The sequence below is a fragment of the Streptomyces sp. NBC_01788 genome, from assembly GCF_035917575.1.
Taxonomy (GTDB): Bacteria; Actinomycetota; Actinomycetes; order Streptomycetales; family Streptomycetaceae; genus Streptomyces.
Genome location: NZ_CP109090.1, coordinates 5,500,702 through 5,526,546, shown reverse-complemented (window position 1 = coordinate 5,526,546; position 25,845 = coordinate 5,500,702). Strand labels below are relative to the sequence as shown.

Annotated in this window: 21 protein-coding genes and 1 pseudogene; 3 read left to right on the top strand and 19 right to left on the bottom strand. The window is 71.2% G+C overall.

Translation table 11 applies throughout. From position 1 onward, the window contains the following. Positions 1–9: 9 nt before the first annotated feature. The 8 genes from OIE49_RS25110 to ureA all read right to left on the bottom strand — a co-directional run bounded on the left by OIE49_RS25110 (position 10) and on the right by ureA (position 8,267). Entirely contained in the window at positions 10–465 is a 456-nt protein-coding gene (locus OIE49_RS25110; RefSeq protein WP_326804247.1) for a VOC family protein, read from the bottom strand. A gap of 53 nt (positions 466–518) precedes the next feature. Then, positions 519–2,123 carry a citramalate synthase gene (gene cimA, locus OIE49_RS25105; RefSeq protein ID WP_326804246.1) on the bottom strand — a complete coding sequence of 535 codons (1,605 nt, stop codon included), beginning with the start codon at positions 2,121–2,123 and terminating at the stop codon, positions 519–521. A 351-nt stretch (positions 2,124–2,474) separates the two neighbouring features. Beyond that, positions 2,475–3,560 carry a TolB family protein gene (locus tag OIE49_RS25100; RefSeq protein ID WP_326804245.1) on the bottom strand — a complete coding sequence of 362 codons (1,086 nt, stop codon included), beginning with the start codon at positions 3,558–3,560 and terminating at the stop codon, positions 2,475–2,477. Positions 3,561–3,677: 117 nt separating this feature from the next. Then, positions 3,678–4,304, bottom strand: coding sequence for a TetR/AcrR family transcriptional regulator (locus OIE49_RS25095; protein WP_326804244.1), 627 nt, complete (start codon positions 4,302–4,304; stop codon positions 3,678–3,680). Then, positions 4,301–4,795 carry a hypothetical protein gene (locus OIE49_RS25090; RefSeq protein WP_326804243.1) on the bottom strand — a complete coding sequence of 165 codons (495 nt, stop codon included), beginning with the start codon at positions 4,793–4,795 and terminating at the stop codon, positions 4,301–4,303. The genes OIE49_RS25095 and OIE49_RS25090 overlap by 4 nt, the downstream gene beginning before the upstream one ends. 24 nt (positions 4,796–4,819) lie before the next feature. After that, a complete protein-coding gene (locus tag OIE49_RS25085) occupies positions 4,820–5,869 on the bottom strand; it encodes an agmatine deiminase family protein (RefSeq protein WP_326804242.1) in 1,050 nt (349 codons plus the stop codon). A 29-nt stretch (positions 5,870–5,898) separates the two neighbouring features. Beyond that, positions 5,899–7,587 carry an urease subunit alpha gene (locus OIE49_RS25080; protein ID WP_326804241.1) on the bottom strand — a complete coding sequence of 563 codons (1,689 nt, stop codon included), beginning with the start codon at positions 7,585–7,587 and terminating at the stop codon, positions 5,899–5,901. After that, positions 7,584–8,267 (bottom strand): urease subunit gamma, encoded by a 684-nt coding sequence (ureA, locus tag OIE49_RS25075; RefSeq protein ID WP_326804240.1) that lies wholly within the window; start codon positions 8,265–8,267, stop codon positions 7,584–7,586. Before ureA ends, OIE49_RS25080 begins: the two co-directional genes overlap by 4 nt. Before the next feature lie 142 nt (positions 8,268–8,409). On the opposite strand from ureA, the pseudogene OIE49_RS25070 reads away from it, so the two are divergent. Next, a pseudogene (locus OIE49_RS25070) lies at positions 8,410–9,875 on the top strand (cytosine permease). A gap of 182 nt (positions 9,876–10,057) precedes the next feature. Here OIE49_RS25070 and OIE49_RS25065 read toward each other — a convergent pair. The 6 genes from OIE49_RS25065 to OIE49_RS25040 all read right to left on the bottom strand — a co-directional run bounded on the left by OIE49_RS25065 (position 10,058) and on the right by OIE49_RS25040 (position 16,481). Next, the gene (locus OIE49_RS25065; RefSeq protein ID WP_326804239.1) at positions 10,058–11,146 is read right to left on the bottom strand and encodes a branched-chain amino acid aminotransferase; all 1,089 of its coding nucleotides are present in this window, start codon (positions 11,144–11,146) and stop codon (positions 10,058–10,060) included. 252 nt (positions 11,147–11,398) lie between these two features. Continuing rightward, positions 11,399–12,442 carry a 3-isopropylmalate dehydrogenase gene (locus OIE49_RS25060; RefSeq protein WP_100572113.1) on the bottom strand — a complete coding sequence of 348 codons (1,044 nt, stop codon included), beginning with the start codon at positions 12,440–12,442 and terminating at the stop codon, positions 11,399–11,401. A gap of 79 nt (positions 12,443–12,521) precedes the next feature. Beyond that, the gene (locus OIE49_RS25055; RefSeq protein WP_326804238.1) at positions 12,522–12,653 is read right to left on the bottom strand and encodes a hypothetical protein; all 132 of its coding nucleotides are present in this window, start codon (positions 12,651–12,653) and stop codon (positions 12,522–12,524) included. Positions 12,654–12,913: 260 nt separating this feature from the next. After that, the gene (locus OIE49_RS25050) at positions 12,914–13,777 is read right to left on the bottom strand and encodes an alpha/beta fold hydrolase (protein ID WP_326804237.1); all 864 of its coding nucleotides are present in this window, start codon (positions 13,775–13,777) and stop codon (positions 12,914–12,916) included. 86 nt (positions 13,778–13,863) lie between these two features. Continuing rightward, positions 13,864–15,504 carry an L-glutamate gamma-semialdehyde dehydrogenase gene (pruA, locus tag OIE49_RS25045; RefSeq protein WP_326804236.1) on the bottom strand — a complete coding sequence of 547 codons (1,641 nt, stop codon included), beginning with the start codon at positions 15,502–15,504 and terminating at the stop codon, positions 13,864–13,866. A gap of 50 nt (positions 15,505–15,554) precedes the next feature. Continuing rightward, positions 15,555–16,481, bottom strand: a complete 927-nt coding sequence (locus OIE49_RS25040; RefSeq protein WP_100572117.1) for a proline dehydrogenase family protein — start codon at positions 16,479–16,481, stop codon at positions 15,555–15,557. Between the two features lie 163 nt (positions 16,482–16,644). On the opposite strand from OIE49_RS25040, the gene OIE49_RS25035 reads away from it, so the two are divergent. After that, positions 16,645–18,027, top strand: a complete 1,383-nt coding sequence (locus tag OIE49_RS25035; protein ID WP_326804235.1) for a PucR family transcriptional regulator — start codon at positions 16,645–16,647, stop codon at positions 18,025–18,027. Here the strand turns inward: OIE49_RS25035 and OIE49_RS25030 are convergent. Beyond that, complete coding sequence (locus OIE49_RS25030; protein ID WP_326804234.1) at positions 18,024–18,623, bottom strand: TetR/AcrR family transcriptional regulator; 600 nt, start codon at positions 18,621–18,623, stop codon at positions 18,024–18,026. The two genes, OIE49_RS25035 and OIE49_RS25030, sit on opposite strands and share 4 nt — an antisense overlap. Positions 18,624–18,720: 97 nt before the next feature. On the opposite strand from OIE49_RS25030, the gene OIE49_RS25025 reads away from it, so the two are divergent. Beyond that, on the top strand, positions 18,721–20,292 hold the full coding sequence (locus tag OIE49_RS25025; RefSeq protein WP_326804233.1) for an MFS transporter: 1,572 nt from the start codon (positions 18,721–18,723) through the stop codon (positions 20,290–20,292). 105 nt (positions 20,293–20,397) lie between these two features. Here the strand turns inward: OIE49_RS25025 and serA are convergent, their stop codons facing one another. From serA to OIE49_RS25005, 4 genes are all read right to left on the bottom strand, one after another. Next, the gene (gene serA, locus OIE49_RS25020; protein WP_326804232.1) at positions 20,398–21,987 is read right to left on the bottom strand and encodes a phosphoglycerate dehydrogenase; all 1,590 of its coding nucleotides are present in this window, start codon (positions 21,985–21,987) and stop codon (positions 20,398–20,400) included. Positions 21,988–22,302: 315 nt separating this feature from the next. Continuing rightward, the gene (gene ilvC, locus OIE49_RS25015; RefSeq protein WP_326804231.1) at positions 22,303–23,301 is read right to left on the bottom strand and encodes a ketol-acid reductoisomerase; all 999 of its coding nucleotides are present in this window, start codon (positions 23,299–23,301) and stop codon (positions 22,303–22,305) included. A gap of 118 nt (positions 23,302–23,419) precedes the next feature. Next, entirely contained in the window at positions 23,420–23,944 is a 525-nt protein-coding gene (gene ilvN, locus OIE49_RS25010) for an acetolactate synthase small subunit (protein WP_326804230.1), read from the bottom strand. Between the two features lie 20 nt (positions 23,945–23,964). Further along, on the bottom strand, positions 23,965–25,812 hold the full coding sequence (locus tag OIE49_RS25005) for an acetolactate synthase large subunit (protein WP_100572123.1): 1,848 nt from the start codon (positions 25,810–25,812) through the stop codon (positions 23,965–23,967). Positions 25,813–25,845: the final 33 nt, after the last annotated feature.

Genomic DNA, 25,845 nt, shown 5'->3' with positions numbered 1-25,845 from the left:
GGGGGGTGGCTAGTGCATGGGCTGGCCGATGCCCAGCAGGTTTCCCTCGCTGTCGCGGAACCAGGCGCCGCGCTCTCCGCGCGCGCCCTTGCTCGGGTAGTTGCCCTCGACCTCGGCGATGCCGTCCCGCGTGCGGAACCTGGGCCTGTCGACCTCCTCGAGGACGACGCCGCGGCGCCGCAGCTCCGACACGGCCGCCTCGATGTCGTCGACCTCCCACGCCATCTGGGTGAACGTGCCGGGCGAGGCCCCGGTGGAGAGGAAGACCACGAAGCTGGTCCCTCCGCACCGGTACAGCAGCCCGCCCGGCCGCTCCTCGGCGGGCCGCAGCCCCAGTCTGTCGGCGTAGAAGCGCCGGGCCCGGTCCAGGTCCCGGGCCGGCAGCCGGGTCGTCACACGCCCCCTCGCCAGGAAGCCGATGTCCGGAGAGCCGGTGTCCGGAGAGCCCGAGTCGTCCGCGTCCATGTCTCCACTGTGCCGTGGCGGGCGGCGGACGGCGGCCCCGGGCGTCCGTACGGCTACTTCGCCGGTTCCACCCCGGCGCGCAGCAGACCGTAGGTGTACGCGTCCTCCAGGGCCTGCCAGGAGGCCGCGATCACGTTGTCGGCCACGCCCACCGTGGACCACTCGCCCCGGCCGTCCGAGGTGGAGATCAGCACGCGGGTGGTGGAGGAGGTGCCGTGCTTGCCCTCCAGGATGCGGACCTTGTAGTCGACCAGGCCGAGGGAGGCCAGCTCGGGGTAGATCTTCTCCAGGGCCACCCGCAGTGCGCGGTCGAGGGCGTTGACCGGGCCGTTGCCCTCGGCGGTGGCGACGATGCGCTCGCTCTTGGCCCACAGCTTCACCGTGGCCTCGTTGGCGTGGGTGCCGTCGGGGCGGTCCTCGACGATCGCCCGCCAGGACTCCACGTCGAAGTACTTCAGCGGCCTGCCCTCGGCCTCGGCGCGCAGCAGCAGTTCGAAGCTCGCGTCGGCCGCCTCGTAGGTGTAGCCCTTGAGCTCGCGCTCCTTGACCCGCTCGACCACCCGGCCGACCAGTTCGCGGTCGCCGCCGAGGTCGATGCCGAGTTCCTTGCCCTTGAGCTCGATGGAGGCGCGGCCCGCCATGTCGGAGACCAGCATGCGCATGGTGTTGCCGACCTGCTCGGGGTCGATGTGCTGGTACAGGTCCGGGTCGACCTTGATGGCGGAGGCGTGCAGGCCCGCCTTGTGGGCGAAGGCGGAAACACCCACGTAGGGCTGGTGGGTGGAGGGCGTGAGGTTGACGACCTCGGCGATGGCGTGGGAGATGCGGGTCATCTCGCGCAGCCGGTCCTCGGGCAGCACCCGCTTGCCGTACTTCAGCTCCAGGGCCGCGACCACCGGGAAGAGGTTGGCGTTGCCGACGCGTTCGCCGTAGCCGTTGGCCGTGCACTGCACGTGGGTGGCGCCGGCGTCGACGGCCGCGAGGGTGTTGGCGACCGCGCAGCCGGTGTCGTCCTGGGCGTGGATGCCGAGGCGGGCGCCGGTGTCCGCGAGGACGGTGGAGACGACCGCCTGGACCTGGGCGGGCAGCATGCCGCCGTTGGTGTCGCAGAGGATCACCACGTCCGCGCCGGCCTCCGCGGCGGTGCGGACGACGGACTTGGCGTACTGGGGGTTGGCGCGGTAGCCGTCGAAGAAGTGCTCGCAGTCGACGAAGACCCGGCGGCCCTCGGCGCGCAGGTGGGAGACGGTGTCGCGGACCATCTCCAGGTTCTCCTCCAGCGTGGTGCGCAGCGCCAGCTCCACATGCCGGTCGTGCGACTTGGCGACCAGGGTGATCACCTGGGCACCGGACTCCAGCAGCGCCCTGACCTGGGGGTCGTCCGCCGCCTTGGCACCGGCCCGGCGGGTCGCCCCGAAGGCGACGAGCTGGGCGTGCCGGAAGTCGATCTCCTCCTTGGCGCGGGCGAAGAACTCGGTGTCCCGCGGGTTCGCGCCGGGCCAGCCACCCTCGATGAAGCCCACGCCGAAGTCGTCCAGGTGCCGAGCGATGGCCAGCTTGTCGGCGACCGTGAGGTTGATCCCCTCACGCTGGGCGCCGTCGCGCAGGGTGGTGTCGAAGACGTGGAACGAATCGTCGAGCTGGCTGGTTGCGGTCATGGTCTCAAGGCTCCTGTTTGCAATCTCGGTCTTGCCGTCAATGACCGGCTCCACCGTTCCCCCAATGGTCCCTCGCGCGGCGCTCCCGGCTGTGGGTGGGCCGGGAAAACGAAAGACCCCTCGCGGGTGCGAGAGGTCTGCGCGCGGGTCGAGGACGACGATGGCCGCCCGTACCTGGTCGTACGTGGCGGTCACTGCGGACCGGCGCGCCTGCTGCCAATAATCATGGCGGACGAGAGCACGGGGGCAGTCTGGCACAATCCCGTCACTCACGGACGCGCGTCTCAGGATGCGGGCGTCAGCCTGGACACCTCCCCGGCCTTCGGCACTTCGTCGGGTATCTGGTGTACGTCAGTTCAGGCGTCGTACGAAGACGTCCGGGACGCCGTTGGTGTCGTGCGGCACCAGGTCGGCGGCCGGGGAGGAGAAGACGACGGCGTGGCCCCGGCGGTCCATCGCGCGGGGCGAGGCGGTGGCGCCCGCCGGGGCCACCTGGTGCCGCCTGCCGGACGGCAGGGTGAGCAGGTCGAGTCCGCCGTCGCCGGACAGCAGCACGTGCCGCAGCGACCCGTCGGCTGCGACCGCCTCGATGCCGGCCACCTGCCGGACGCGTCCGGTGCGCAGGTCCTGGACGTACGCGGTGGTCGTCCAGTCGGCCGCCGTGGCGTTGAACAGGGCGCTGCGGCCGTCGTCGGAGAGCCGGACGAGCGTGGCCGGGAATCCGCTGCCGACGGCGGATTCGTGTCCGCCGCGGACGACGTGGATCCGCCCCTCGGTGCCGTGGTCCGTGCGGGCCGCCACGCTGTAGGCGACCGTGCGGCCGTCGGCGCTGAACCAGGCGTTGAGGATCATGCCCTCGGCCGGCAACGGCGAGATCTGCCGGTCGGTGCCGGTGTCCAGGTCGCGGACGTAGAGCACACGTGCGTAGTCGTCGCCGTGGCGGTTGCCGAGGGTGTACGCCACGTGCCGGCCGTCGGCGCTGATCGCGGCCGCGGTGCCCAGTTCGTAGGAGGTGTCCTGCGGCGGCCCCTCGGGCCACAGCACCTCCGTGCGACCCGTGACGCGGTCGTACACGTACGGCTTGGGGTACCGGTTGCCGTTGGAGTAGGCGAGACGGCGGCCGTCGCCGCTGAGCATCGGCCCCGTGGTGTAGAGCAGGTCCTCCGGGACCTGGGTGAGTCTGCCGGTGCGCAGGTCCTTGAGGTACAGGCGGGTGTCGAAACCACCCTCGGGGTCCGCCGAGGAGAAGACGGCGTACCGGCCGTCGCCGCTGATGACGCCGCCGCCCGAGGCCGCGGTCAGCTCGCTCCCGTCGGTGGCGGTGCTGATCCGCTCGACGCGCGGCGGAGGGGGCGCGGCGACGGCGGCCGGGCCGAGCGCGAGCAGCAGTGCCGCTGCCGGCGCGGCGCCGAGGACTGCGCGGACGTGTGCGGTCATGGCCATGGTTCCCCCCGAACCGGTCCTCCCCCGGTCCCGCACCGAGGACTTTCCGGATTCAAACGCACCGGCCGGTACGCGGCAATGCGCCGGTTTACGTACAACCCCGGCGGTTGATCAGGCGTCCGCGAGCCCGGGCCGGTTCAGCGCGTCGTCGAGGAACTCCCTCACATGGCACATGACCTGGGGCCGGTCCGTACCGCGCAGCCCGATCGCGACGTGGATGGAGAAGCCGTCGAGGAGAGCGCGCAGCCGGGCGGCGAAGCGGTCCGCGTCGACCGGCCGGAACTCGCCGCGGGAGACACCCTCGGCGACCAGCGCGGCCAGGTCCCGGTGCCAGGCGCCCTCGATGGCGGCCTGCCGGTCTCGGGCGTCCTCGCCGGCGTTCAGCGAGCGGTTCCAGACCTCCAGCCACAGCGTCCAGTGCGGGTCGCGGTGACCGTCCGGCACGTACAGGTCCACGTAGGCGTCGAGACGTTCGCGGACCGGGGCGGCACGGGTCAGCAGCCGCCCGCGCTCGGCCCCGAGCCGGCTCTCGCTCCACTCCAGGGTCTGCAGCAGCAGCTCGTCCTTGGAGCGGAAGTAGTAGAGCAGATGGCCGCTGCTCATCCCGACCTCGCGCCCGAGCGCCGCCATGGTGAGCTGCTCGAGACCGCGCTCGGCGATCATCTCCATGGCGGCGGCGAGCACGTCCTCACGCGGCGGCGCGGGGGTACGCCTGCGGGGCGCCGGGGTGGTGCTCATGCCGGGACCGTCCGTACGGCGCCGGGCAGGAAGTGGGTCTCGTAGGGGCCGTAGCACTCGCCGAACAGCGTCGCCACCACCGCTCCGCACCCGCCGCACACCTGGTTCGGGCCCTCCCGGCCGGTGACCCCGCAGCACCCGTACTCCTGGCAGGCGGGGTTGTACGACAGGAATCCGGCCGTGTCCTCGGGGCCGACCACCAGGGTGTCGCGCGGCCCGGCCGACATCAGGAATCCCGGGCCGTCGGGGTTCCCCACGCACACGCCGGGGACGGCGGCCCCCGCCCACTCCGGGTCCGGGTGCGGCACGAACGGCGCCCCGCTCGGCTCGGGATCCACGACGTACGTGCCCGGCGGGACGGTCGGCGGGGCGTGCCGCGAGCTGTCCGGGTTCTTCCGGCCGTCGTACTCCGGGCGGGGCGGCAGTTCTGCCAGCGGACGCAGCGGTTGGGTGAGGTGTCGGGCGCAGGCTGCGCAGACCAGTACGTTCACTCGTACGTTGTACCTGACCGGCTGCTATCTGACGACCGGCTTCGGCTGCTGCTGGGTGATGCAGTGGATGCCTCCGCCGCCGGCGAAGATGGCGCGGGCGTCGACCGGGGTCACGGTGCGGTCGGGGAAGAGCCGGCTGAAGATGCCGGCCGCCTGCTCGTCGCGCGGGTCGTCGAAGGCGCACAGGACGACGCCGCCGTTGCAGAGGTAGTGGTTGATGTAGGAGTAGTCGGCCCAGTGCCCGTCGGCCTCCAGGACGGTGGGGGCGGGGACTTCGACGACCTCCAGGGGGCGGCCCTCGGCGTCGGTGGCCGACTTCAGGAGGCCGATGACCTCCTTGGTCACCTCGTGGTCGGGGTGGGCCGGGTCCGGCTGGTGGTGGGCGACGACGACACCGGGGCGGGCGAAGGCGGCCACGATGTCGACATGGCCGAGGGTGCCGTAGCCGTAGGGCGGGTAGTCGCCGGTCAGGCCGCGCGGCAGCCAGATCGCCTTGCGGGTGCCGAGGTGGGCGTGGATCTCCGCCTCGACCTGCTCCTTCGTCCAGTGCGGGTTGCGCTCGGGGCCGAACTGTACGGTCTCGGTCAGCAGGACCGTGCCCTCGCCGTCGACGTGGATCCCGCCGCCCTCGTTGACGAGCGAGGAGGCGTACGTCTTCGCGCCCGCGAGGTCCGAGACATACGAGGCGATCTTCCCGTCGTGCTCCCAGCGGGCCCAGTCCTGGGCTCCCCAGCCGTTGAACGTCCAGTCGACGGCGGCGAGTTCACCCGCGTCACTGATCAGGAAGGTGGGGCCGATGTCGCGCATCCACGCGTCGTCCAGATCGCGTTCGACGGTGTCGATGCCGTCGCCCAGGAGGGTGCGGGCCTCGGCCGACTGGCCGGGGCCGCAGACCACCGTCACCGGTTCGAAGCGGCGTACGGCACGGGCCACCGACGCCCAGGCGGCACGGGAGGCGGCGACGTCGTCGGGGGTGTCGAAGGTCGGGTTGGGACCCGGCCACGCCATCCAGGTGCGCTCGTGCGGCGCCCACTCGGCGGGCATGCGGAAGCCGTCGGCGGCGGGGGTGTTCATCTCGGGAGTCCTCGCAGGGGTCACGGAGGTCACAGGAAGTACAGGCGGTTGAGGGAGACGGAGTCGGCGGGCTCCGAGCGGACCGGGTCGCCGTCCAGGGTGACCAGGCCGGTGCGCTGGTCGACGTCGACGGATCCGGTACGGGAGTTGAGGCGCAGGTCGGCGGGGCCGATACCGCGGGTGCCGCGCACGGCGACCCGGCGCCGCCGGGTGGGCATCGTGTCGTGGCCCTGGTCCGCGGCGGCCTGGGCGACGAACGCGACCGAGATCTCGGCCGGGGTGGCGCCGTGCGCGCCGAACTGCGGTCCCAACACCAGGGGTTCGCAGGTGTCCGTGGCCGCGTTCGGGTCGCCCACCACGCCGTACGCGGGGAAGCCCGACTTGAGGACCAGTTGCGGCTTGGCGCCGAAGAACTCGGGGCGCCACAGCACGATGTCGGCCAGCTTGCCGGTCTCGATCGAGCCGACCTCGTGGGAGAGGCCGTGCGCGATGGCGGGGTTGATCGTCAGCTTGGCGATGTAGCGCAGGACGCGCGCGTTGTCGTCGTCCGGGCCGTCCCCGTCGACCGGACCCAGCTCGGCCTTCATCTTCCCGGCCATGGCGAAGGTGCGGCGCACGGTCTCGCCGGCCCGGCCCATGCCCTGGGCGTCGGAGGAGGTGATGCCGATCGCGCCCAGGTCGTGCAGCACGTCCTCGGCGCCCATGGTCCCGGAGCGGATGCGGTCGCGGGCCATGGCGGCGTCGCCGGGCAGGTCGGTCTTGAGGTCGTGGACGGAGACGATCATGCCGTAGTGCTCGGCGACCGCGTCCCGGCCGAAGGGCAGGGTGGGGTTGGTGGAGGAGCCGATGACGTTCGGGACGCCGGCCATCTTCAGCACGTTGGGGACGTGTCCGCCGCCGCAGCCCTCGATGTGGAAGGCGTGGATCGTGCGGCCCTCCAGGACCCGCAGGGTGTCCTCGACCGACAGGCACTCGTTCAGCCCGTCGCTGTGCAGGGCGACTTGTACGTCGTGCTCCTCGGCGACCCGCAGTGCGGTGTCGAGGGCGCGGGTGTGGGCGCCCATGTCCTCGTGCACCTTGAAGCCCGAGGCGCCGCCCTCGGCCAGCGCCTCCACTAGCGGGGCGGAGTGCGAGGACGAACCGCGGCCCAGGAAGCCGATGTTGACCGGCCAGGCGTCGAAGGCGCCGAACGCGTGCCGCAACGCCCAGGGCGAGTTGACGCCCACGCCCCACACCGGCCCGAACTCCTGGCCGATGATGGTGGTCACGCCGGAGGCGAGCGAGGCCTCCATGATGCGCGGCGACAGCAGGTGCACATGGGTGTCGACGGCGCCGGCGGTGGCGATCAGGCCCTCGCCGGACACGATCGTGGTGCCCGTGCCGACGACGACGTCGACGCCGTCGAGGGTGTCGGGGTTCCCGGCCCGCCCGATGGACTGGATCCGCCCCTCGCGGATGCCTATGGAGACCTTGCGGATGCCCTGCACGGCGTCGATGACGACGACGTTGCTGATCACCACGTCGCAGGTCTCGCGGACCGCCGCCGCCTTCAGGTGCAGTCCGTCCCGGGCGGTCTTGCCGAAGCCGGCGAGGAACTCGTCGCCGTACCGCTGCGCGTCGGACTCGACCCGGATCACGAGGCCGGAGTCGCCGAGGCGGACGCGGTCGCCGGCCCGGGGGCCGTGGGTGGCTGCGTACGCGTACGGGTCGATGCTCATCGGCCGGCTCCCAGATATCCGCAGGCGGCGGCCCGGCGCAGGGCCTCTTCCTTGGCCCCCGGCGCGTCCAGGGGCCCGTCGACGAGGCCCGCGAAGCCGATCGCGATCCGCTCGCCGCCGATCGGCACGAGGCCGACCTCGACGCTCTCCCCCGGTCCGAACCGCACGGACGATCCGGCGGGCACCGAGAGGCGCATGCCGTAGGCCCGCTCGCGCGGGAAGTCGAGGCGCGGGTTGGCCTCGAAGAAGTGGAAGTGCGAGGTGACGGAGACCGGCACGGACGCGGTGTTGGTGACGGTGAGCCGTACGGCCGCCTCCGGCTCGGCGTGCTCCGGTCCCGGCAGCAGCGCGCCCGGAGCCATCTCGCCCAGGCCGCCCCCGGCGATCGGGTCGGAGACCACCGCGAGCCGTGAGCCGTCGTCGAAGACCGCCTCGACATGCACCTCGGTGACCACGTCCGCGACGCCGGGCAGAACGTCGTCCGGGCCGAGCACCGTGCGGGCGCGCTCGATCGCCTCGGCGAGCCGGGCGCCGTCGCGGGCGGCCTCGCACACCGTGTCGGCGATCAGCGCGGTGGCCTCCGGGACGTTGAGCCTCAGGCCGCGGGCCCTGCGGGCGCGGGCCAGTTCGGCGGCGCTGAACAGCAGCAGCCGGTCGCGTTCGGTGGGGGTCAGTCTCACGCCGCGGCACCTCCTTGCTCGTCACATTAGAGCAACACTCTAAACGTGAGATTCACAGAAAGGAACCGTTGACGGGTAAGCCACTCAGCCGTCACATTGAACGTCGCTCTAACTTCCGGGCGGCCGTCGAAGGAGACCTGCCATGCCGATAGAACAGCGCGGAGTCGACACCATCCCAGAAGAGTGGGGGTCCCCCCTGCTCGAAGAGCTTGGGGGAGGACCAGTGGTCCGCGCGATCTGGTGTCGATCCTGCTGGGGTCCAATCTGTGTCTCGGCGTGATCATCTTCGGCTGGCTGCCGCCGTCGTTCGGGCTCGGCTGGTGGGCCTCGCTCAGCTCGATCGTGGTGGGCACGGTCGTCGGCACCCTGTTCACGGCCCCGCTGGCGCTGGTCTCCCTGCGCACCGGCACCAACCTGTCGACCTCCTCCGGCGCCCAGTTCGGCATGCGCGGCCGGCTGGTCGGCTCGGTGGTCGGGCTGCTGCTCGCCCTCGGCTACACCGCGCTGACCGTGTGGATCGGCGGCGATGTGATGGTCTCCGTCCTGCACCGGCTGTTCGGACTGACGCCGAGCGCGGTGGCGTACGGCGTCGTCTACACCCTGCTCGCCGCGGCGACCGTCGCGGGCGCGGTGTACGGCTACCGGGTGCTGCTCGCCATGTCCCGCGTGCTCGCGGTCGGCATGACCGCCCTGCTGATCCTCGGCGTGATCGCCTACGCCCCGCACTTCACCACCGACGCGCTGCCGGAGGCAGGAGGCTATCCGCTGGGCGGCTTCTGGCCCACGTGGTTCCTCGCGACGGTGGCCGCGGGCCTGTCCGGTCCGATCGCCTTCATCACCCTCCTCGGCGACTACACCCGCTACATCTCCCCCACCCGGTATTCCTCCCGGCGGGTGCTGCGCGCCACCTGGCTCGGCCTGATCCTCGGCCTGCTGGTCCCGCAACTGTTCGGCACCTTCACGGCCTACGGCGCCCGCGCCGCCCTCGACTACGCCGGGCCGCTGGTGGACGCCTCCCCCACCTGGTACCTGGTCCCGCTGCTGCTGTCCGCCTCCGCGGGCTCGGTCGGCAACGCGGGCCTGATGCTGTACTCGATGGGCCTCGACCTGGACGCCATCCTGCCGCGGGCCTCCCGCGCCCGGGCCACCTACACCGTCGCCGTCGTCGCCACGGCCTGCGTCTTCGCCGGCCACTTCGCCTGGGACGCCCAGTCGGCGATGACCTCCTTCGTCCTCCTGCTCACCGCGATCGGCGCCCCGTGGGCGGTCATCACCCTGATCGGCTTCGCCCGCTGCCGCGGGGTGTACGACACCGACGCCCTCCAGGTCTTCAACCGGCGCTCCCACGGCGGGGTCTACTGGTACCGGTCCGGCTGGAACGTGCAGGCCACCGTCTCCTGGGCAGTGGGCGCCGGCGTCGGTCTGCTGGCCGTGTCCCTGCCGTCGTACGAGGGACCGCTGCTGTCCCCGACCGGCGGCGTGGACTGCAGCTTCCTGCTGTCGGGAGCCGTCGGCGGCCTGGTCTACCTGCTGCTCACCCCGCGGCCGCGGCCGTCGGCCCCCGTCGAGGCCGGGAAGGAACCGGCGCGCGCCGACATCGGCATCTAGTGCTGCGAGCGGAAAGGTCCACCGGCTCGCGACGCCCGGCACGGCACTAGGGCTGTTCCGAGGAGATCGATCCACAGGCCATCAACTGCCGTTCCCCGCCCGCCGGTTCGCGAAGCCGGCGGACGGGGAACGGGAGGTGGGCAGCGGGAGGCGGCCGGTGAGGCGCGGGCCCCGGCGGGCGGCTACGCCAGCGCTTGCATCCAGCCGTGCTTGTCCTCGGTGACGCCGCGCTGGATGTCCAGCAGGGCCTGGCGCAGCTTCATCGTGACCTCGCCGGGCTCACCGCCCGACTGCTTCCACTCGGCGTCCGCGCGCTTGACGGTGCCGACCGGGGTGATGACGGCGGCCGTACCGCAGGCGAAGACCTCCGTCAGCGTGCCGTTCTCGGAGTCGCGCTGCCACTGGTCGATGGAGACGCGGGCCTCCTCGGACTCGTAGCCGAGGTCGCGGGCGACCGTCAGCAGCGAGTCACGGGTGACGCCCTCCAGGATCGAACCGCTCAGGGACGGGGTGACGATCTTGTTCCCGTACACGAAGTACAGGTTCATCCCGCCGAGTTCCTCGACCCACTTGTGCTCCACGGCGTCCAGGTAGCAGACCTGGTCGCAGCCCTTGGCGGCGGCCTCGGCCTGGGCGAGCAGGGAGGCCGCGTAGTTGCCGCCGGTCTTGGCGTCGCCCATGCCGCCGGGGACGGCGCGAACGCGGTCCTCGGAGGCCCAGATGGAGACGGGCTTCACGCCGCCCGGGAAGTACGCGCCGGCCGGGGAGGCGATCACGAGGAACAGGTACTCGTTGGCGGGCTTGACGCCCAGCCCGACCTCGGTGGCGATCATGAACGGGCGCAGGTAGAGGGACTCCTCGCCGCCGTGCGCCGGCACCCACGCCTTGTCCTGGCGGACCAGGGCGTCACAGGCCTCGATGAACGTCTCGACGGGCAGCTCGGGCATGGCCAGACGGCGGGAGGACGCCTGGAAGCGCTTGGCGTTCCGCTCCGGGCGGAAGGTGGCGACCGAGCCGTCGGGCCGGCGGTAGGCCTTCAGGCCCTCGAAGATCTCCTGCGCGTAGTGCAGCACATGCGTGGCGGGGTCCAGGGGGATCGGCGCGTACGGAACGAGCTGGCCGTCGTGCCAGCCCCGGCCCTCCGTCCACCTGATCGTCACCATGTGGTCGGTGAAGTGGCGGCCGAATCCGGGGTTGGCCAGGATGGCCTCCCGCTCCGCGTCGGAGAGCGGGCTGGCCGATGGCTTGAGCTCGATCGTGGGCGTCGTCATGAGTGAGTGTCCTTCACCGAGTGTGTTGTGACGGGCCGCGCTCACGCCCGTACGTCCGGAGGCCTGTGCTTGGACGTCCGAGCATTCCCTCATACCGCGGCTCCGCGTTCGATTATCGCGCGGAGCCGACGGCGGAAGAAAACGGGGTGAATGCGGCCCCGGGACTGATGGTGGCACCCGGCGGCGGACAGGGGGAAGCCGCCGGGCGCTGATGCGACCCGACGGCTTCGAAGTTTTCGAGTGGCGGCCGGGTCAGCCCGCTACTCGTACGCGGAGCGCGTCGCCGATCTCGGCGGTGCTCCGCGCGGGCAGCGCGCCCCGCTCCGCGAGGTCGGCGGAGACCGCGTCCTCGATACGGGTCGCCTCGGACTCGTAGCCGAGGTGGCGCAGCAGCAGGGCGACGGACAGGACCGTGGCGGTGGGGTCGGCCTTGCCCTGGCCCGCGATGTCCGGGGCCGAGCCGTGGACCGGCTCGAACATGGACGGGAACTCGCCGCTCGGGTTGATGTTGCCGGAGGCGGCGACGCCGATGCCGCCGGAGACGGCCGCGGCGAGGTCGGTGATGATGTCGCCGAAGAGGTTGTCGGTGACGATGACGTCGAACCGCTCGGGCTGGGTCACCAGGTAGATGGTGGCCGCGTCGACGTGGATGTACTCGGTGGTGACCTCGGGGTACTCCTCGGCCACCTTGTTGAAGATGTTCGTCCACAGGTGGCCCGCGAAGGTCAGCACGTTGTTCTTGTGGACGAGCGTGAGCTTCTTGCGCGGCCGGGCCTGGGCGCGCGCGAAGGCGTCGCGGACCACGCGCTCGACACCGAAGGCCGTGTTGACGGAGACCTCGGTGGCGACCTCGTGCTCGGTGCCCTTGCGGATGGTGCCGCCGTTGCCCGTGTACGGGCCCTCGGTGCCCTCGCGGACGACGACGAAGTCGATCTGCGGGTCGCCCGCGAGCGGGGTGGCGACACCGGGCAGGAGCTTGCTCGGGCGCAGGTTGACGTGGTGGTCGAAGGCGAAGCGGAGCTTGAGCAGGAAGCCGCGTTCCAGGACGCCGGAGGGCACCGACGGGTCGCCGATGGCGCCGAGCAGGATGGCGTCGTGCCGCCCGAGCTGCTCCAGGTCGGCGTCGGTGAGGGTCTCCCCGGTGGCGTGGTAGCGCCGGGCGCCGAAGTCGTACTCCTTGGTCTCCAGCTTCACGTCCTGCGGTAGGGCGGCGGACAGGACCTTCAGGCCCTCGGCCACGACTTCCTGGCCGATTCCGTCACCGGGGATCACTGCGAGATCGATGCTGCGAGACATGCCGGCACCCTACTCCTCGTCCCATGGGATGACACGGAGCGTCCGCGATCCGGACACTTCGAGGACGGCTCCCGGAGGCTCAGTGACCCGTCTCGCCACCGTTGTCACGACGGTCGAGGGCGCGCTGGAGGGCGGCTGCGGCGTTCTTGCGGTCGGACTCGCCGGCACGGGTGGTGTGACGGACACGGCGGCGGAGAGCGGCTGCGGCCATGGGGAATCAGCTCCTTCGGCACACGTGGGGTGCGGATGAGAAACGAGATACGCCGGAAGGGGGCGGGGAGCGGTGCCGCAGGGGTGTCCTGCGCGGGGCCCGGCTCACGACCGCCATTCGCTTGATCAGCGAGACGTTCGGCTCCTTCAAAGCTAAGCGAGGAACGGGCGCCTGTCTCCACCATTACTCGGACTTCCTACTATCTGAGACGGCGCGTCGGCGGACCCCCCGCCGACCTGCCCTTTCGTCCGGACAGGGGTTCACAGCGCCGCCGCCACCGCCCGGCGAAAGCCCTGGGGTTCCTCGACCCAGGGCATGTGCCCGGCGTCCGGGAAGACGACCCGGCGCACCCGGGGCAGGGCCCGCTCCAGGGAGTCGACCGCCGTGCGCGGGCGGATGTCCCTGCCGCCGTCGACGATCACGACCGGCAGGTCGAGGCGACGGCAGGCGGCGTCGAGCCCGGACGTGCCCCAGGTCCGCTTCCGCTCCGCGTTCAGTCCTTGGTTGCACTCGTAGTTGATGCCGAACCAGGGGTCGGCCATGCGCTCGGCGAGCACGAGTGCCCGCTTCTGGTCCGCGAAATCGGCCGACCACTGGAGCACGGCCCGTTCCTGGTCCTGGGCCTCCGTCCCCGGCGGCCGGTCCGTCAGCTCCTGCCTGCGGGCGAGGCGTTCGGGGTGCTCGCCGAGCCGGGCCAGGAAGTTCCGGCGGTACGCGGGATGCCAGTCCTCGTCCGGCCCGATCCCCGTTCCGGCCACGTACACCAACGCGCTCACCCGTTCCGGATGCGCCAGCGCGTAGCTCAGGGCGAGCTGTGCGCCCCAGGAGTGACCGAGCAGGGCCATCCGGTCCAGACCGAAGTGCCGGCGCACGGCATCGAGGTCGGCGACGAAGCGCTCGCTCGTCCATGGCCCCGCGCAGCGCTGCGACCGTCCGCAGCCGCGCTGGTCCCAGCGGACGACCGGGGTCACGCCGGCCAGCAGCCCGGCCAGGTCCCCGAACATGTCCCACAGGCCGGGGCCGCCGTGGCACAGCACCAGCGGGGTGCCGTCCGGACCCGAGCGTTCCGCCCACAGACGCACTCCGTCGTCCGTCTCCACCATGTCTTCCACCGCTCGCGTCATGGGGAGAGTCTGTCCCGGCGGACATGGAGACGGGCCGGGAGGCCTGCTCGGGGGCAGGCTTCCCGGCCCGTGCCAGGGAGGGCTGGTCAGCCCATGTGGGGGTAGCCGTAGTCGGTCGGTGCGACCAGGGTCTCCTTGATGGCGCGGGTCAGGGTCCAGCGCATCAGGTTCTGCGGGGCGCCCGCCTTGTCGTTGGTGCCGGAGGCACGGCCGCCGCCGAAGGGCTGCTGGCCGACCACGGCGCCGGTCGACTTGTCGTTGATGTAGAAGTTGCCGGCCGCGTAGCGCAGCTTCTCCATCGTGTACGCCGCGGCGGCACGGTCGCCCGCGATGACCGAGCCGGTCAGGGCGTAGTCCGACACCGACTCCATCTGCGTCAGCATCTCGTCGTAGGCGTCGGCCGAGCTGTCGTCGTACACGTGCACCGCGAGGATCGGGCCGAAGTACTCGGTCGTGAAGACCTCGTTCTCCGGGTCGGTGCACTCGATGACGGTCGGGCGGACGAAGTAGCCGACCGAGTCGTCGTAGGTGCCGCCCGCGACGATCGTGCAGGACGGGTCCTGCCCGGCCCGGTCGATCGCGGCCTTGTTCTTCGCGAAGGAGCGCTCGTCGATGACCGCGCCGATGAAGTGCGACAGGTCGGTGACGTCACCCATGGTCAGGGAGTCGACCTCGGCGGCGAACTCCTCCTTGAAGCCGGAGTTCCAGATCGACGCCGGGATGTAGGCGCGGGAGGTGGCGCTGCACTTCTGGCCCTGGTACTCGAAGGCACCGCGGGTCAGCGCGGTCTTCAGCACCGCGCGGTCGGCCGACGGGTGGGCGACCACGAAGTCCTTGCCGCCGGTCTCGCCGACCAGGCGCGGGTAGGCGCGGTACTTCTCGATGTTGTTGCCGACCGTCTTCCACAGGTACTGGAAGGTCTTGGTCGAACCGGTGAAGTGGATGCCGGCCAGGTCGCGGTGGTTCAGGGCCACCTCGGAGACCTCGATGCCGTCACCGGTGAGGAGGTTGATGACGCCCTTGGGCATGCCCGCCTCCTCCAGCAGCTTCATGAGCAGCACGGCGGCGTGCGTCTGGGTCGGGGACGGCTTCCAGATCACCACGTTGCCCATGAGGGCCGGCGCGGTGGGCAGGTTGGCCGCGATCGCCGAGAAGTTGAACGGCGTGATCGCGTAGACGAAGCCCTCCAGCGGACGGTGGTCCATGCGGTTCCACACGCCCGGGGAGTTGGCCGGGGGCTGCTCGGCGAGGATCTGACGGGCGTAGTGGACGTTGAAGCGCCAGAAGTCCACCAGCTCGCAGGGGCTGTCGATCTCGGCCTGCTGCGCGGTCTTGGACTGGCCGAGCATCGTGGAGGCGGCGATCGTCTCGCGCCACGGGCCGGACAGCAGCTCGGCGGCGCGCAGGATGATCGCGGCTCGGTCGTCGAAGGACATCGCGCGCCAGGCCGGGGCCGCGGCGAGTGCGGCGTCGATGGCGTCCTGGGCGTCCGCCTTGGTGGCGTTGCGGTAGGTGCCGATGACGGCCTTGTGGTTGTGCGGCTGGACGACCTCGAAGGACTCGCCGCCACCCGGGCGCCTGACGCCGTCGATGGTGCAGGGCAGGTCGATCGGGTTCTCGGCCAGCTCCTTGAGCTTGGCCTCCAGGCGGGCACGCTCGGGCGAGCCGGGGGCGTAGCCGTGCACCGGCTCGTTGACGGGGGTGGGGACCTGGGTCACAGCGTCCATCAGTTCCGAACTCCTTGACTTGAGCGGTGTTGCGAGCGGGGTGCGGCGGCTCAGCCCTTGCTGACCATGCTCCGGAGGAAGAAGCGCAGGTTGGCCGGCTTCTCCGCGAGGCGGCGCATGAAGTAGCCGTACCAGTCGGTGCCGAAGGCGGTGTAGACGCGCATGCGGTGGCCCTCGGCGGCCAGACGCAGGTGCTCGTCGCTGCGGATGCCGTACAGCATCTGGAACTCGTACTCGTCGAGCTTGCGGCCGGCGGTGCGGGCCAGTTCCTGCCCGATCGAGATCAGGCGCGGGTCGTGGGAGCCGATCATCGGGTACCCGTCGCCCTGCATCAGAACGCGCAGGACGCGCACGTACGCCTTGTCGATCTCGTGCTTGTTCTGGTAGGCGACCTCGGCGGGCTCCTTGTAGGCGCCCTTCACCAGGCGGACCCGGCTGCCGTTCGCGGCGAGGCGGCGGGCGTCGGCCTCGGTGCGGAAGAGGTAGGCCTGGATGACGCAGCCGGTCTGCGGGAAGTCCTTGCGCAGTTCCTCGTGGATGGCGAACATCGAGTCGAGGGTGGTGTGGTCCTCGGCGTCCAGGGTGACCGTCGTGCCGATGGCGGCGGCGGCCTCGACGACCGGGCGGACGTTCTTCAGCGCCAGTTCGTGGCCGTGCTCCAGGGCCTGGCCGAACATGGACAGCTTCACGGACATCTCGACCTTCGGGCCGAGCTCAAGGTCCTTGATCCGGTCGATCAGTTCCAGGTACGCGTCCCGTGCGGCGGCGGCCTGCTCGGGGGTGGTGATGTCCTCGCCGACCACGTCCATGGTCAGTTCCAGACCCCGGCCGGTGAGGTCCTCGATGATCGGGACGATGTCGCCCACGGTCTCGCCCGGGATGAAGCGGTCGACGACCTGCTTCGTCCCCGGGGCCGCCGAGATCAGGCGTCGCATCCGGTCGCTGCGCGACGCGGCGAGAATCACGGGACCCAGCACGGGGCACCTCCACACGAACAAGCAACAAGGCCGCGACCCCACGGTTCGGGGGCGGCACGGAGAACCACCGTGAAAGTAAAGGTTTCCTCAGATCGTCGGCCATCGACAGCTGTCACGCATCCGCGCCCGTGATCTCAGACAGATGTATGAAGGCTCCGCGGAAATGCGGGAGAATGCCCGAGTGACATCCAGTGACAGGGGTGACTACCAGGAGCTGGTCGACGAGATCTCGGAGCTGCTCGGCGCGCCGGCCACCCTGGAGAACCGGAACTTCGAGCTGATCGCCTTCGGCGCCTACGACAGCGAGGGCGACCTGGATCCGTCCGCCCTGGACCCGGTGCGCACGCGCTCGATCCTCACCCGCCGCTCCACGTCGGCCGTCCGCCACTGGTTCGAGGGCTTCGGCATCACCCGGGCGACCGGTCCGGTGCGGATCCCGCGGACCCCGGAGGCGGGCGTGTACCGGGGGCGGATCTGCCTCCCGGTCCGCCATCGCGGTGTCGTCCTCGGCTATGTCTGGCTCCTGGACTACGACCCCGGGCCCACCGAGCAGCAACTGGCCGCGGCCATGCTGGTGACCGGGCGGATCGGCGCGCTGCTGGCCGACGAGGCCCAGCACGGCGCGGACCTCACCCGGGAGCTGCGGGCGGTGCTGACCGCCGAACCGGGCTGGCCGCGGGACATGGCGGTGGCGGAGCTGCGGACGGCCCTGGGCGTCCGCGCGGACGGACCGCACACGGTGGTGTGCGTGGCCCCCTGGCCGTCGGCGGACCCGGACGACGCCCCCTCGGTGCGCACCCTGCCCGGCGCCAGGGCCCTGTGCGCGATCCCCTGGGGGACCACCCAGCAGAGCCTGGTGCTGCTGGTCGGCCTGCGCTCCACGGACACCCTGACACCGGCGGTGTCGGCGGCGACCCGCCTGCTGGAGCGGGCGGCGGCGCCGGGGCCGCCGGGCGGTGCCGGACGCACCGCCGCGGGAAGCGCACGCGGTGGCGCCGGGGCCGGGGCCGGAGAGGCGGCACGCCCCGAAGGCGGCGCGGGCGGCACCGGCGCCGGGAGCGGAGGGGCCGCCCAGGACGCGGCGGCCGGACGGGACGGCGGCCCGGGCCGGAGCACCGGGGGAGGCTCGCGCGGCGGGGTGGCCGCCGGGATCGCCGCGGCGCGGACGGGTCTCGCCGGGCTGGGGGCCGCGTGGGCGGAGGCCTCGGCGGCCGCGCGGGCCGCGCTGGCGGAGCCGCGGCTGGGCCCGGTCGCGCAGTGGGCTGCCATCGGGCCGTACCGGCTGCTCACCTCGCTGCCGCCGGAGGCCGCGCACGACCCCGCCCTGCACGCGCTGCTCTCCCCCGCCCACCGAGAGCTGGCCCGCACCGCGGAGGTCTACCTCGACTGCGCGGGCCAGGCCGGGCGCACCGCCGCCGAGCTGGGCATCCACCGCCAGACCCTGTACTACCGGCTGTCCCGCGTGGAGCAGCTCACGGGCCTCGACCTGGACGACGGCGAGGACCGGCTGCTGCTGCACATGGCACTGAAGGCGGCGCGGCTCTAGGAGTCGTCGCGCCCGATTCCCGCGATCATCCGGCGCAGGCCCTCGGTGAGCTGGTCGGCGCCGGTCGCCGAGTCCGGGTCGAAGAGCCACTGCATCATCAGCCCGTTGAGGACGGTCACGTAGAAGCGGCCCTCCGTCTCGACGGTCTCGTCGTCGAGCTCGTCCTCCGGGATGCCGGTGAACAGGGCGGTCAGGCCCGAACGCCCGTCCCGCTGGGCCTCGCCCAGCATGCGGCGCACCTCGGGGACCCGGTCGCCCTGGAGGACGAGCTCGAAGCTCAGCAGCCAGATCGCGCGTGACTCGGGGAGCGAGCGGATGACGTTCGCCCACACCTTCTGGAAGCGCTCCAGCGACCCCAGGGGCGCCGTGTCCACGTCGCCCGCACCCCAGCCGCGGTCGTTCCCGGACTCCCCCACGCCCTCGATCAAGGAGACGTACGCCTGCACCAGCAGCGCGTCCTTCGAGCCGTAGTGGTAGCCGATCGACGCGAGATTGGTCCCCGACTCCTTCACGATGTCGCGCGCGGTCGTGCGCACGAACCCCTTCTGCAGCAGGCAGCGCTTGGCGCCCTCCAGCAGGTCCTCACGGTGTCCCATGCCGGCCACCCTACCCGCGATCCATACAACCGTCCTAGACGACTGACTTATACAAGCGTTCTAGACAAGCGTTTAATACGCCCGTACATTGCTGGGCATGACGAACTCGACGAGCACCACCACGACCCCGCCGTCCGCGGGCCGGCCACGCGCCGGGCGACGGGAATGGACCGCTCTCGGCGTGCTGATGCTGCCGCTGCTGCTGGTCTCGATGGACGTCTCGGTCCTGTACTTCGCCATCCCGGCGATCAGCGCCGACCTGGAGCCCAGCGGCACCCAGCAGCTGTGGATCTTCGACATCTACGCCTTCGTCCTGGCCGGCCTGCTGATGACGATGGGCTCGCTCGGCGACCGCATCGGCCGCCGCAGGCTGCTGCTGATCGGCGCCGCCGCGTTCGGAGCCGCCTCACTGGTGGCGGCGTACGCGGACAGCGCCGGGACCCTGATCGCCGCCCGCGCCGTCCTCGGCATCGGCGGGGCGACCCTGATGCCGTCCACGATGGCGCTGGTCCGCACGATGTTCACCGACCCCACTCAGCGCGCGAAGGCGATCGGCGTCTGGTCGGGCGTGATGACCGCGGGGATCGCGCTCGGCTCCGTGCTGAGCGGCGTACTGGTCCAGTTCTTCTGGTGGGGCTCGGTGTTCCTGGTCAACCTGCCCGCGATGGTGCTGCTGCTGGTGCTCGGCCCGCTCCTGCTGCCCGAGTCGAAGAACCCCGAACCGGGCCGCTTCGACCTGCTGAGCGTGCCCCTGTCCATGGCGGCGGTGCTGCCCGTGATCTACGGCCTGAAGAAGATCCCGTCCGAGGGCGTCCACCCGCTGTACGTCGTCTCCGTCGCCGTCGGCCTGCTCTTCGCCGCCCTCTTCGTGCACCGCCAGCGCACGGCGGCCTCGCCGATGATCTCGCCGGCCCTGTTCCGCGGCCGGGGCTTCGCGCCCGCGGTGGTCCTCAACCTCGTGTCGTCCTTCGCGATGATGGGCTCGGCGTTCTTCACCACGCAGTACCTCCAGTCGGTGCTCGGCAAGAGCGCGATGGAGGCGGCCCTGTGGGCGCTGCTGCCGTCCGTGCCGATCGGGATGGCCGCACCGGCGGCCGCCGCGCTGGTCCAGAAGGGCGTCAACCGGGCCTACGTCGTGACGGCGGGCTTCGCGATCGCCGCCGCGGGCTACGGCATGCTGGCCCTGGTCGGCCCGGACTCGCTCTGGCTGGTGCTGGCCGCGGCCGGGGTCCTCGCCTCCGGCATCGTGGCGGTGCTGTCCCAGATGACCGACCTGGCGCTGAGCGCGGCCCCGGTGGAGAAGGCGGGCGCGGCCTCCTCGCTGCTGGAGACGGGCGCGGAGTTCGGCGGCGCCCTGGGCATGGCGGTCCTCGGCTCGATCGGCACGGCGATCTACCGCCATGGAGTCCCGTCCTCCGCCCCGGCCGCGGCGCACGAGACCCTGGGTGGCGCGCTGGCCGTCGCCCGCCACCTGCCGGGGCGCGCGGGAGACGCCCTGGCCACCGCCGCCCGGGAGGCCTTCACCAGCGGAATGCACGGCGCGGCGCTCACCGGCGCGGCGGTCCTGCTCCTCGCGGCGACCGGAGCGGCGACGACACTGCGCCGCATCCACGTCAGGGAGACGGCGGCACCGGGCACGGAGACGGAGCCGTCTCAGGCCGCGGCCTGAGAACACAAAAACGCCGGGCGGGCTCAAGCGGCCCGTCCGGCGTTCGAGGCGATCCCGTTCAGGGCGAACGGGGGCCCGGGGGCAGCGCCCCCGGGAACGGTGACCTCAGACCAGGTTCACCGAACGGGCAGACGTCGCCCCGATCTCCTCGGCGACCTCCGCCAGCACCCCGGCGGGCACGGTGTCGTCGACCGTCAGCACCGCCAGCGCCTCCCCGCCGGCCACCGCACGGGCGACCTGCATACCGGCGATGTTGATGCCCGCCTCGCCGATGACGCGGCCGACGGTGCCGACGACGCCGGGGCGGTCCTCGTAGCGCAGGACGACCATGTGGTCGGCGAGCGCCAGGTCGACGTCGTACTCACCGACGGCGACGATCTTCTGGAGGTGCTTGGGGCCGGCCAGCGTGCCGGAGACGGAGATCTCCTCGCCGTCCCCGAGGGTGCCGCGCACGGTGACGACGTTGCGGTGGTCGCTCGACTCCGAGCTGGTGGTCAGGCGCACCTCCACGCCCCGCTCCTGGGCGAACAGCGGCGCGTTGACGTAGGACACGGTCTCGTCGACGACGTCCTCGAAGACGCCCTTGAGCGCGGAGAGCTCCAGCACCTTCACGTCGTGCTGGGTGATCTCGCCGTACACCTCGACGTCGAGGCGGACCGCGACCTCGCCGGCCAGCGCGGTGAAGATGCGGCCGAGGCGCTCGGCGAGCGGCAGGCCCGGCTTGACGTCCTGGGCGATCACGCCGCCCTGGACATTGACCGCGTCCGGCACGAGCTCACCGGCGAGGGCGAGGCGGACAGAGTTGGCGACGGCGATGCCGGCCTTCTCCTGGGCCTCGTCGGTGGAGGCGCCCAGGTGCGGAGTGCACACGACCTGGTCGAACTCGAACAGCGGCGAGTCCGTGCACGGCTCCTTGGCGTACACGTCCAGACCGGCGCCCGCCACGCGGCCCTCCTTGAGGGCCGTGTACAGCGCCTCCTCGTCGACGATCCCGCCGCGCGCGGCGTTGACGATGCGCACGCTCGGCTTGACCTTGTGCAGCGCCTCCTCGCCGATCAGGCCGAGGGTCTCGGGCGTCTTGGGCAGGTGCACGGTGATGAAGTCGGAGACCTCGAGGAGCTCGTCCAGCGTCAGCACCTTGACGCCCATCTGCGCGGCCCGCGCGGGCTGCACGTACGGGTCGTAGGCGACGACCTTCATGCCGAAGGCGGACATGCGCTGGGCGACCAGGGCGCCGATGCGGCCGAGGCCGACGACACCGAGGGTCTTCTCGGCGAGCTCCACACCGGTGTACTTGCTGCGCTTCCACTCGCTGTTCTTCAGCGCGGCGTTGGCCTGCGGGATGTTGCGGGCGGTGGCCAGGAGCAGGCCGCAGGCCAGCTCGGCGGCGGTCACGATGTTGGAGGTCGGGGCGTTGACGACCATCACGCCGGCCTTGGTGGCGGCGGAGACGTCGACGTTGTCCAGGCCGACGCCGGCTCGTGCGACGACCTTGAGCTTGTTCGCAGCGGCGACGGCCTCGGCGTCGACCTTGGTCGCCGAGCGGATCAGGATCGCGTCCACGTCGGCGATGGCGGGGAGCAATTCGGCCCGGTCGGCGCCGTTGCAGTGCCGGATCTCGAAGTCCGGGCCGAGCGCGTCGACGGTCGCGAGCGACAGCTCTTCAGCAATGAGTACGACGGGTTTCGAGCTCACGTGAGTCCTCACAGATCTGGGGGCACCTCCCATGCCTTGAAAAGCTAGGGGGGAGCATGCGGACGGCCGTGTCCCGACGGCCGCAGGCTGAGGAGGGGGCTAGCCGCGTGAAAGACGCACGACGCTGTGGGCCTGACGCGTTGTAGTTCCGAAGTGTAATGGCGCCGCCTGCATCGTATTGCGCCACTGCGGAAGGATCACCCGTCCGTGGCTGGACGGGCAGGACAACGCCGCGAACCGGCCACGGAGCGGTGACGGGTCCGGGTTCGCCGAAGGGGCCGGAGCAGCAGTGCTCCGGCCCCTTCGGCGTGAGGCTCACGCCTCCTCGTCCACCCAGCTCATGAGCTTGCGCAGCTGCTTGCCGGTGGTCTCCAGGAGGTGCTCGGAGTCCAGCTTCTTGTACTCGTTGTACTTCTTCAGACCGCCGTGGTACTCGTCCATCCAGGTGCGCGCGAAGGTGCCGTCCTGGATCTCGGCGAGGACCTTCTTCATCTCGGCCTTGGTGGCGTCGGTGATGATGCGCGGTCCGGTGACGTAGTCGCCCCACTCGGCGGTCTCGGAGATCGACCAGCGCATCTTCTCCAGGCCGCCCTCGTACATGAGGTCGACGATCAGCTTCAGCTCGTGGAGGCACTCGAAGTAGGCGATCTCCGGCTGGTAGCCCGCCTCGACCAGGGTCTCGAAGCCGGCCTTCACCAGCGCCGCGGTGCCACCGCACAGCACGGCCTGCTCACCGAACAGGTCGGTCTCGGTCTCCTCGGTGAAGGTCGTCTTGATGACACCGGCGCGGGTGCCGCCGATGCCCTTGGCGTACGAGAGGGCCAGCGCGAAGGCGTTGCCCGAGGCGTCCTGTTCGACGGCGACGATGCAGGGAACGCCGCGGCCCTCCTCGTACTGACGGCGCACCAGGTGGCCCGGGCCCTTGGGGGCGACCATGCAGACGTCCACGCCGGCCGGGGGCTTGATGAAGCCGAAGCGGATGTTGAGGCCGTGGCCGAAGAACAGCGCGTCGCCGTCCTTCAGGTGCGGGGCGATGGACTCCTCGTAGACCTGGGCCTGGATCGGGTCCGGCACCAGGATCATGATGACGTCGGCCTCCGCGGCGGCCTCCGCCGGGGTGACCACGCGCAGGCCCTGCTCCTCGGCCTTGGCCTTGGAGCCGGAGCCCTCGTGCAGACCGACCCGGACGTCGACACCGGAGTCGCGCAGCGACAGGGCGTGGGCGTGGCCCTGGCTGCCGTAGCCGATGACCGCGACCTTGCGGCCCTGGATGATGGACAGGTCGGCGTCAGCGTCGTAGAACAGCTCGGCCACTTTGGGTTCTCTCCTTGGTGTGCAGTTTGTGCTTCCCACCGTATGCCGGTGGGGGGACGGGAGGACGGGGAGTCTCGGTATCCGGGCGGCCGGTGTCACCCGACCGCCCGGACCCGGATCACGCGGAGCGGTCCAGGGCGCGCAGCGACCGGTCGGTGATCGAGCGGGCGCCGCGTCCGATCGCGATCGTTCCGGACTGGACCAGCTCCTTGATGCCGAACGGCTCCAGCATCCTGAGCATGGCCGACAGCTTGTCGCTGGAACCGGTGGCCTCGATGGTCACGGCCTCCGGCGAGACGTCGACCGTCTTGGCGCGGAACAGCTGGACGATCTCGACGATCTGGGAGCGCGTCTCGTTGTCGGCGCGCACCTTCACCAGGACGAGTTCGCGCTGCACGGCCTGCGCCGGCTCAAGCTCGACGATCTTCAGCACGTTGACCAGCTTGTTGAGCTGCTTGGTCACCTGCTCCAGCGGGAAGTCCTCGACGCTGACCACGATGGTGATGCGGGAGATGTCGGCGTGCTCGGTGACGCCGACCGCGAGGGAGTCGATGTTGAAGCCGCGGCGGGAGAACAGGGCGGCGATCCTGGCGAGGATGCCGGGCGTGTTCTCGACGAGGACCGAGAGGGTGTGCTTGGACATGGTTCTCACTCAGCTCTCTGTCAGTCGCCGTCGTTGTCGCCGAAGTCGGGACGGACGTCCCGGGCGGCCAGGATCTCGTCGTTGGAAGTGCCGGCCGCGACCATCGGCCAGACCATCGCGTCCTCGTGGACGATGAAGTCGACGACGACCGGGCGGTCGTTGATCGAGTTCGCCTCCTCGATGACCTTGTCGAGGTCCTCCGGGGACTCGCAGCGGATGGCGTAGCAGCCCATGGCCTCCGACAGCTTCACGAAGTCGGGGACACGGGTGCCCCTGGCCTCCGGGTTGACGTCGCCCGGGCCGGAGTGCAGCACCGTGTTGGAGTACCGCTGGTTGTAGAACAGGGTCTGCCACTGGCGGACCATCCCGAGGGCGCCGTTGTTGATGACGGCGACCTTGATCGGGATGTTGTTCAGCGCGCAGGTGGTGAGTTCCTGGTTGGTCATCTGGAAGCAGCCGTCGCCGTCGATCGCCCAGACGGTCTTCTGCGGCTGGCCGGCCTTTGCGCCCATCGCGGCCGGGACGGCGTACCCCATGGTTCCGGCGCCGCCGGAGTTCAGCCAGGTGGCGGGCTTGTCGTACTGGATGAAGTGCGCGGCCCACATCTGGTGCTGGCCGACGCCCGCGGCGAAGACCGTGCCCTCGGGTGCGAGTTGCCCGATACGCTCGATGACCTGCTGCGGGGAGAGCGAGCCGTCCCCGGGCTGCTCGTAGCCGAGCGGGTAGGTGTCGCGCCAGCGGCCGAGGTCGTTCCACCAGGCGGTGTAGTCGCCGCGGTGGCCCTCGCTGTGCTCCTTCTGGACGGCCTGGATCAGGTCGGCCAGGACCTCGCGGGCATCTCCGACGATCGGCACGTCGGCGGCGCGGTTCTTGCCGATCTCGGCCGGGTCGATGTCGGCGTGGACGATCTTGGCGTACGGGGCGAAGCTGTCCAGCTTGCCGGTGACGCGGTCGTCGAAGCGGGCTCCGAGGGCGACGATCAGGTCGGCCTTCTGCAGCGCGGTGACGGCGGTGACCGCACCGTGCATGCCCGGCATTCCCACGTGCAGCGGGTGGCTGTCGGGGAATGCGCCGAGCGCCATCAGGGTGGTGGTGACGGGCGCTCCGGTGAGTTCCGCGAGGACCTTCAGCTCGGCGGTGGCGCCGGCCTTGATGACGCCGCCGCCGACGTAGAGCACGGGCCGCCGCGCGGAGGTGATGAGCTTGGCCGCCTCGCGGATCTGCTTGGCGTGCGGCTTGGTGACCGGGCGGTAGCCGGGCAGGTCCATGACGGGCGGCCAGGAGAACGTCGTCTGCGTCTGCAGCACGTCCTTCGGAATGTCGACGAGGACCGGACCTGGGCGACCGGTCGAGGCGATGTGGAACGCCTCCGCGATCGTCTTCGGGATGTCCTCGGCCTTGGTGACCAGGAAGCTGTGCTTGGTGATCGGCATCGTGATGCCGACGATGTCCGCCTCCTGGAAGGCGTCCGTGCCGATCGCCTTGGAGACGACCTGGCCGGTGATCGCGACCAGCGGCACCGAGTCCATGTTCGCGTCGGCGATCGGCGTCACCAGGTTGGTGGCACCGGGGCCCGACGTGGCCATGCAGACGCCGACCTTGCCGGTCGCCTGTGCGTAGCCGGTGGCCGCGTGGCCCGCACCCTGTTCGTGACGGACGAGCACGTGGCGCACCCGCTTGGAGTCCATCATCGGGTCGTATGCGGGAAGGATCGTGCCGCCGGGAATGCCGAATACGGTGTCGACCCCGACCTCCTCGAGAGAGCGAATGAGGGACTTCGCACCCGTGACGTGCTCGGGCGCCGACGGGTGTCCTCCGGATCGGGGCCGCGGCTGCGGATGAGGGGCCCCGGTGGCCTGCTCGGTCATCGGCATTCTCTTCTCGATGCTGAGGGTTTTTGC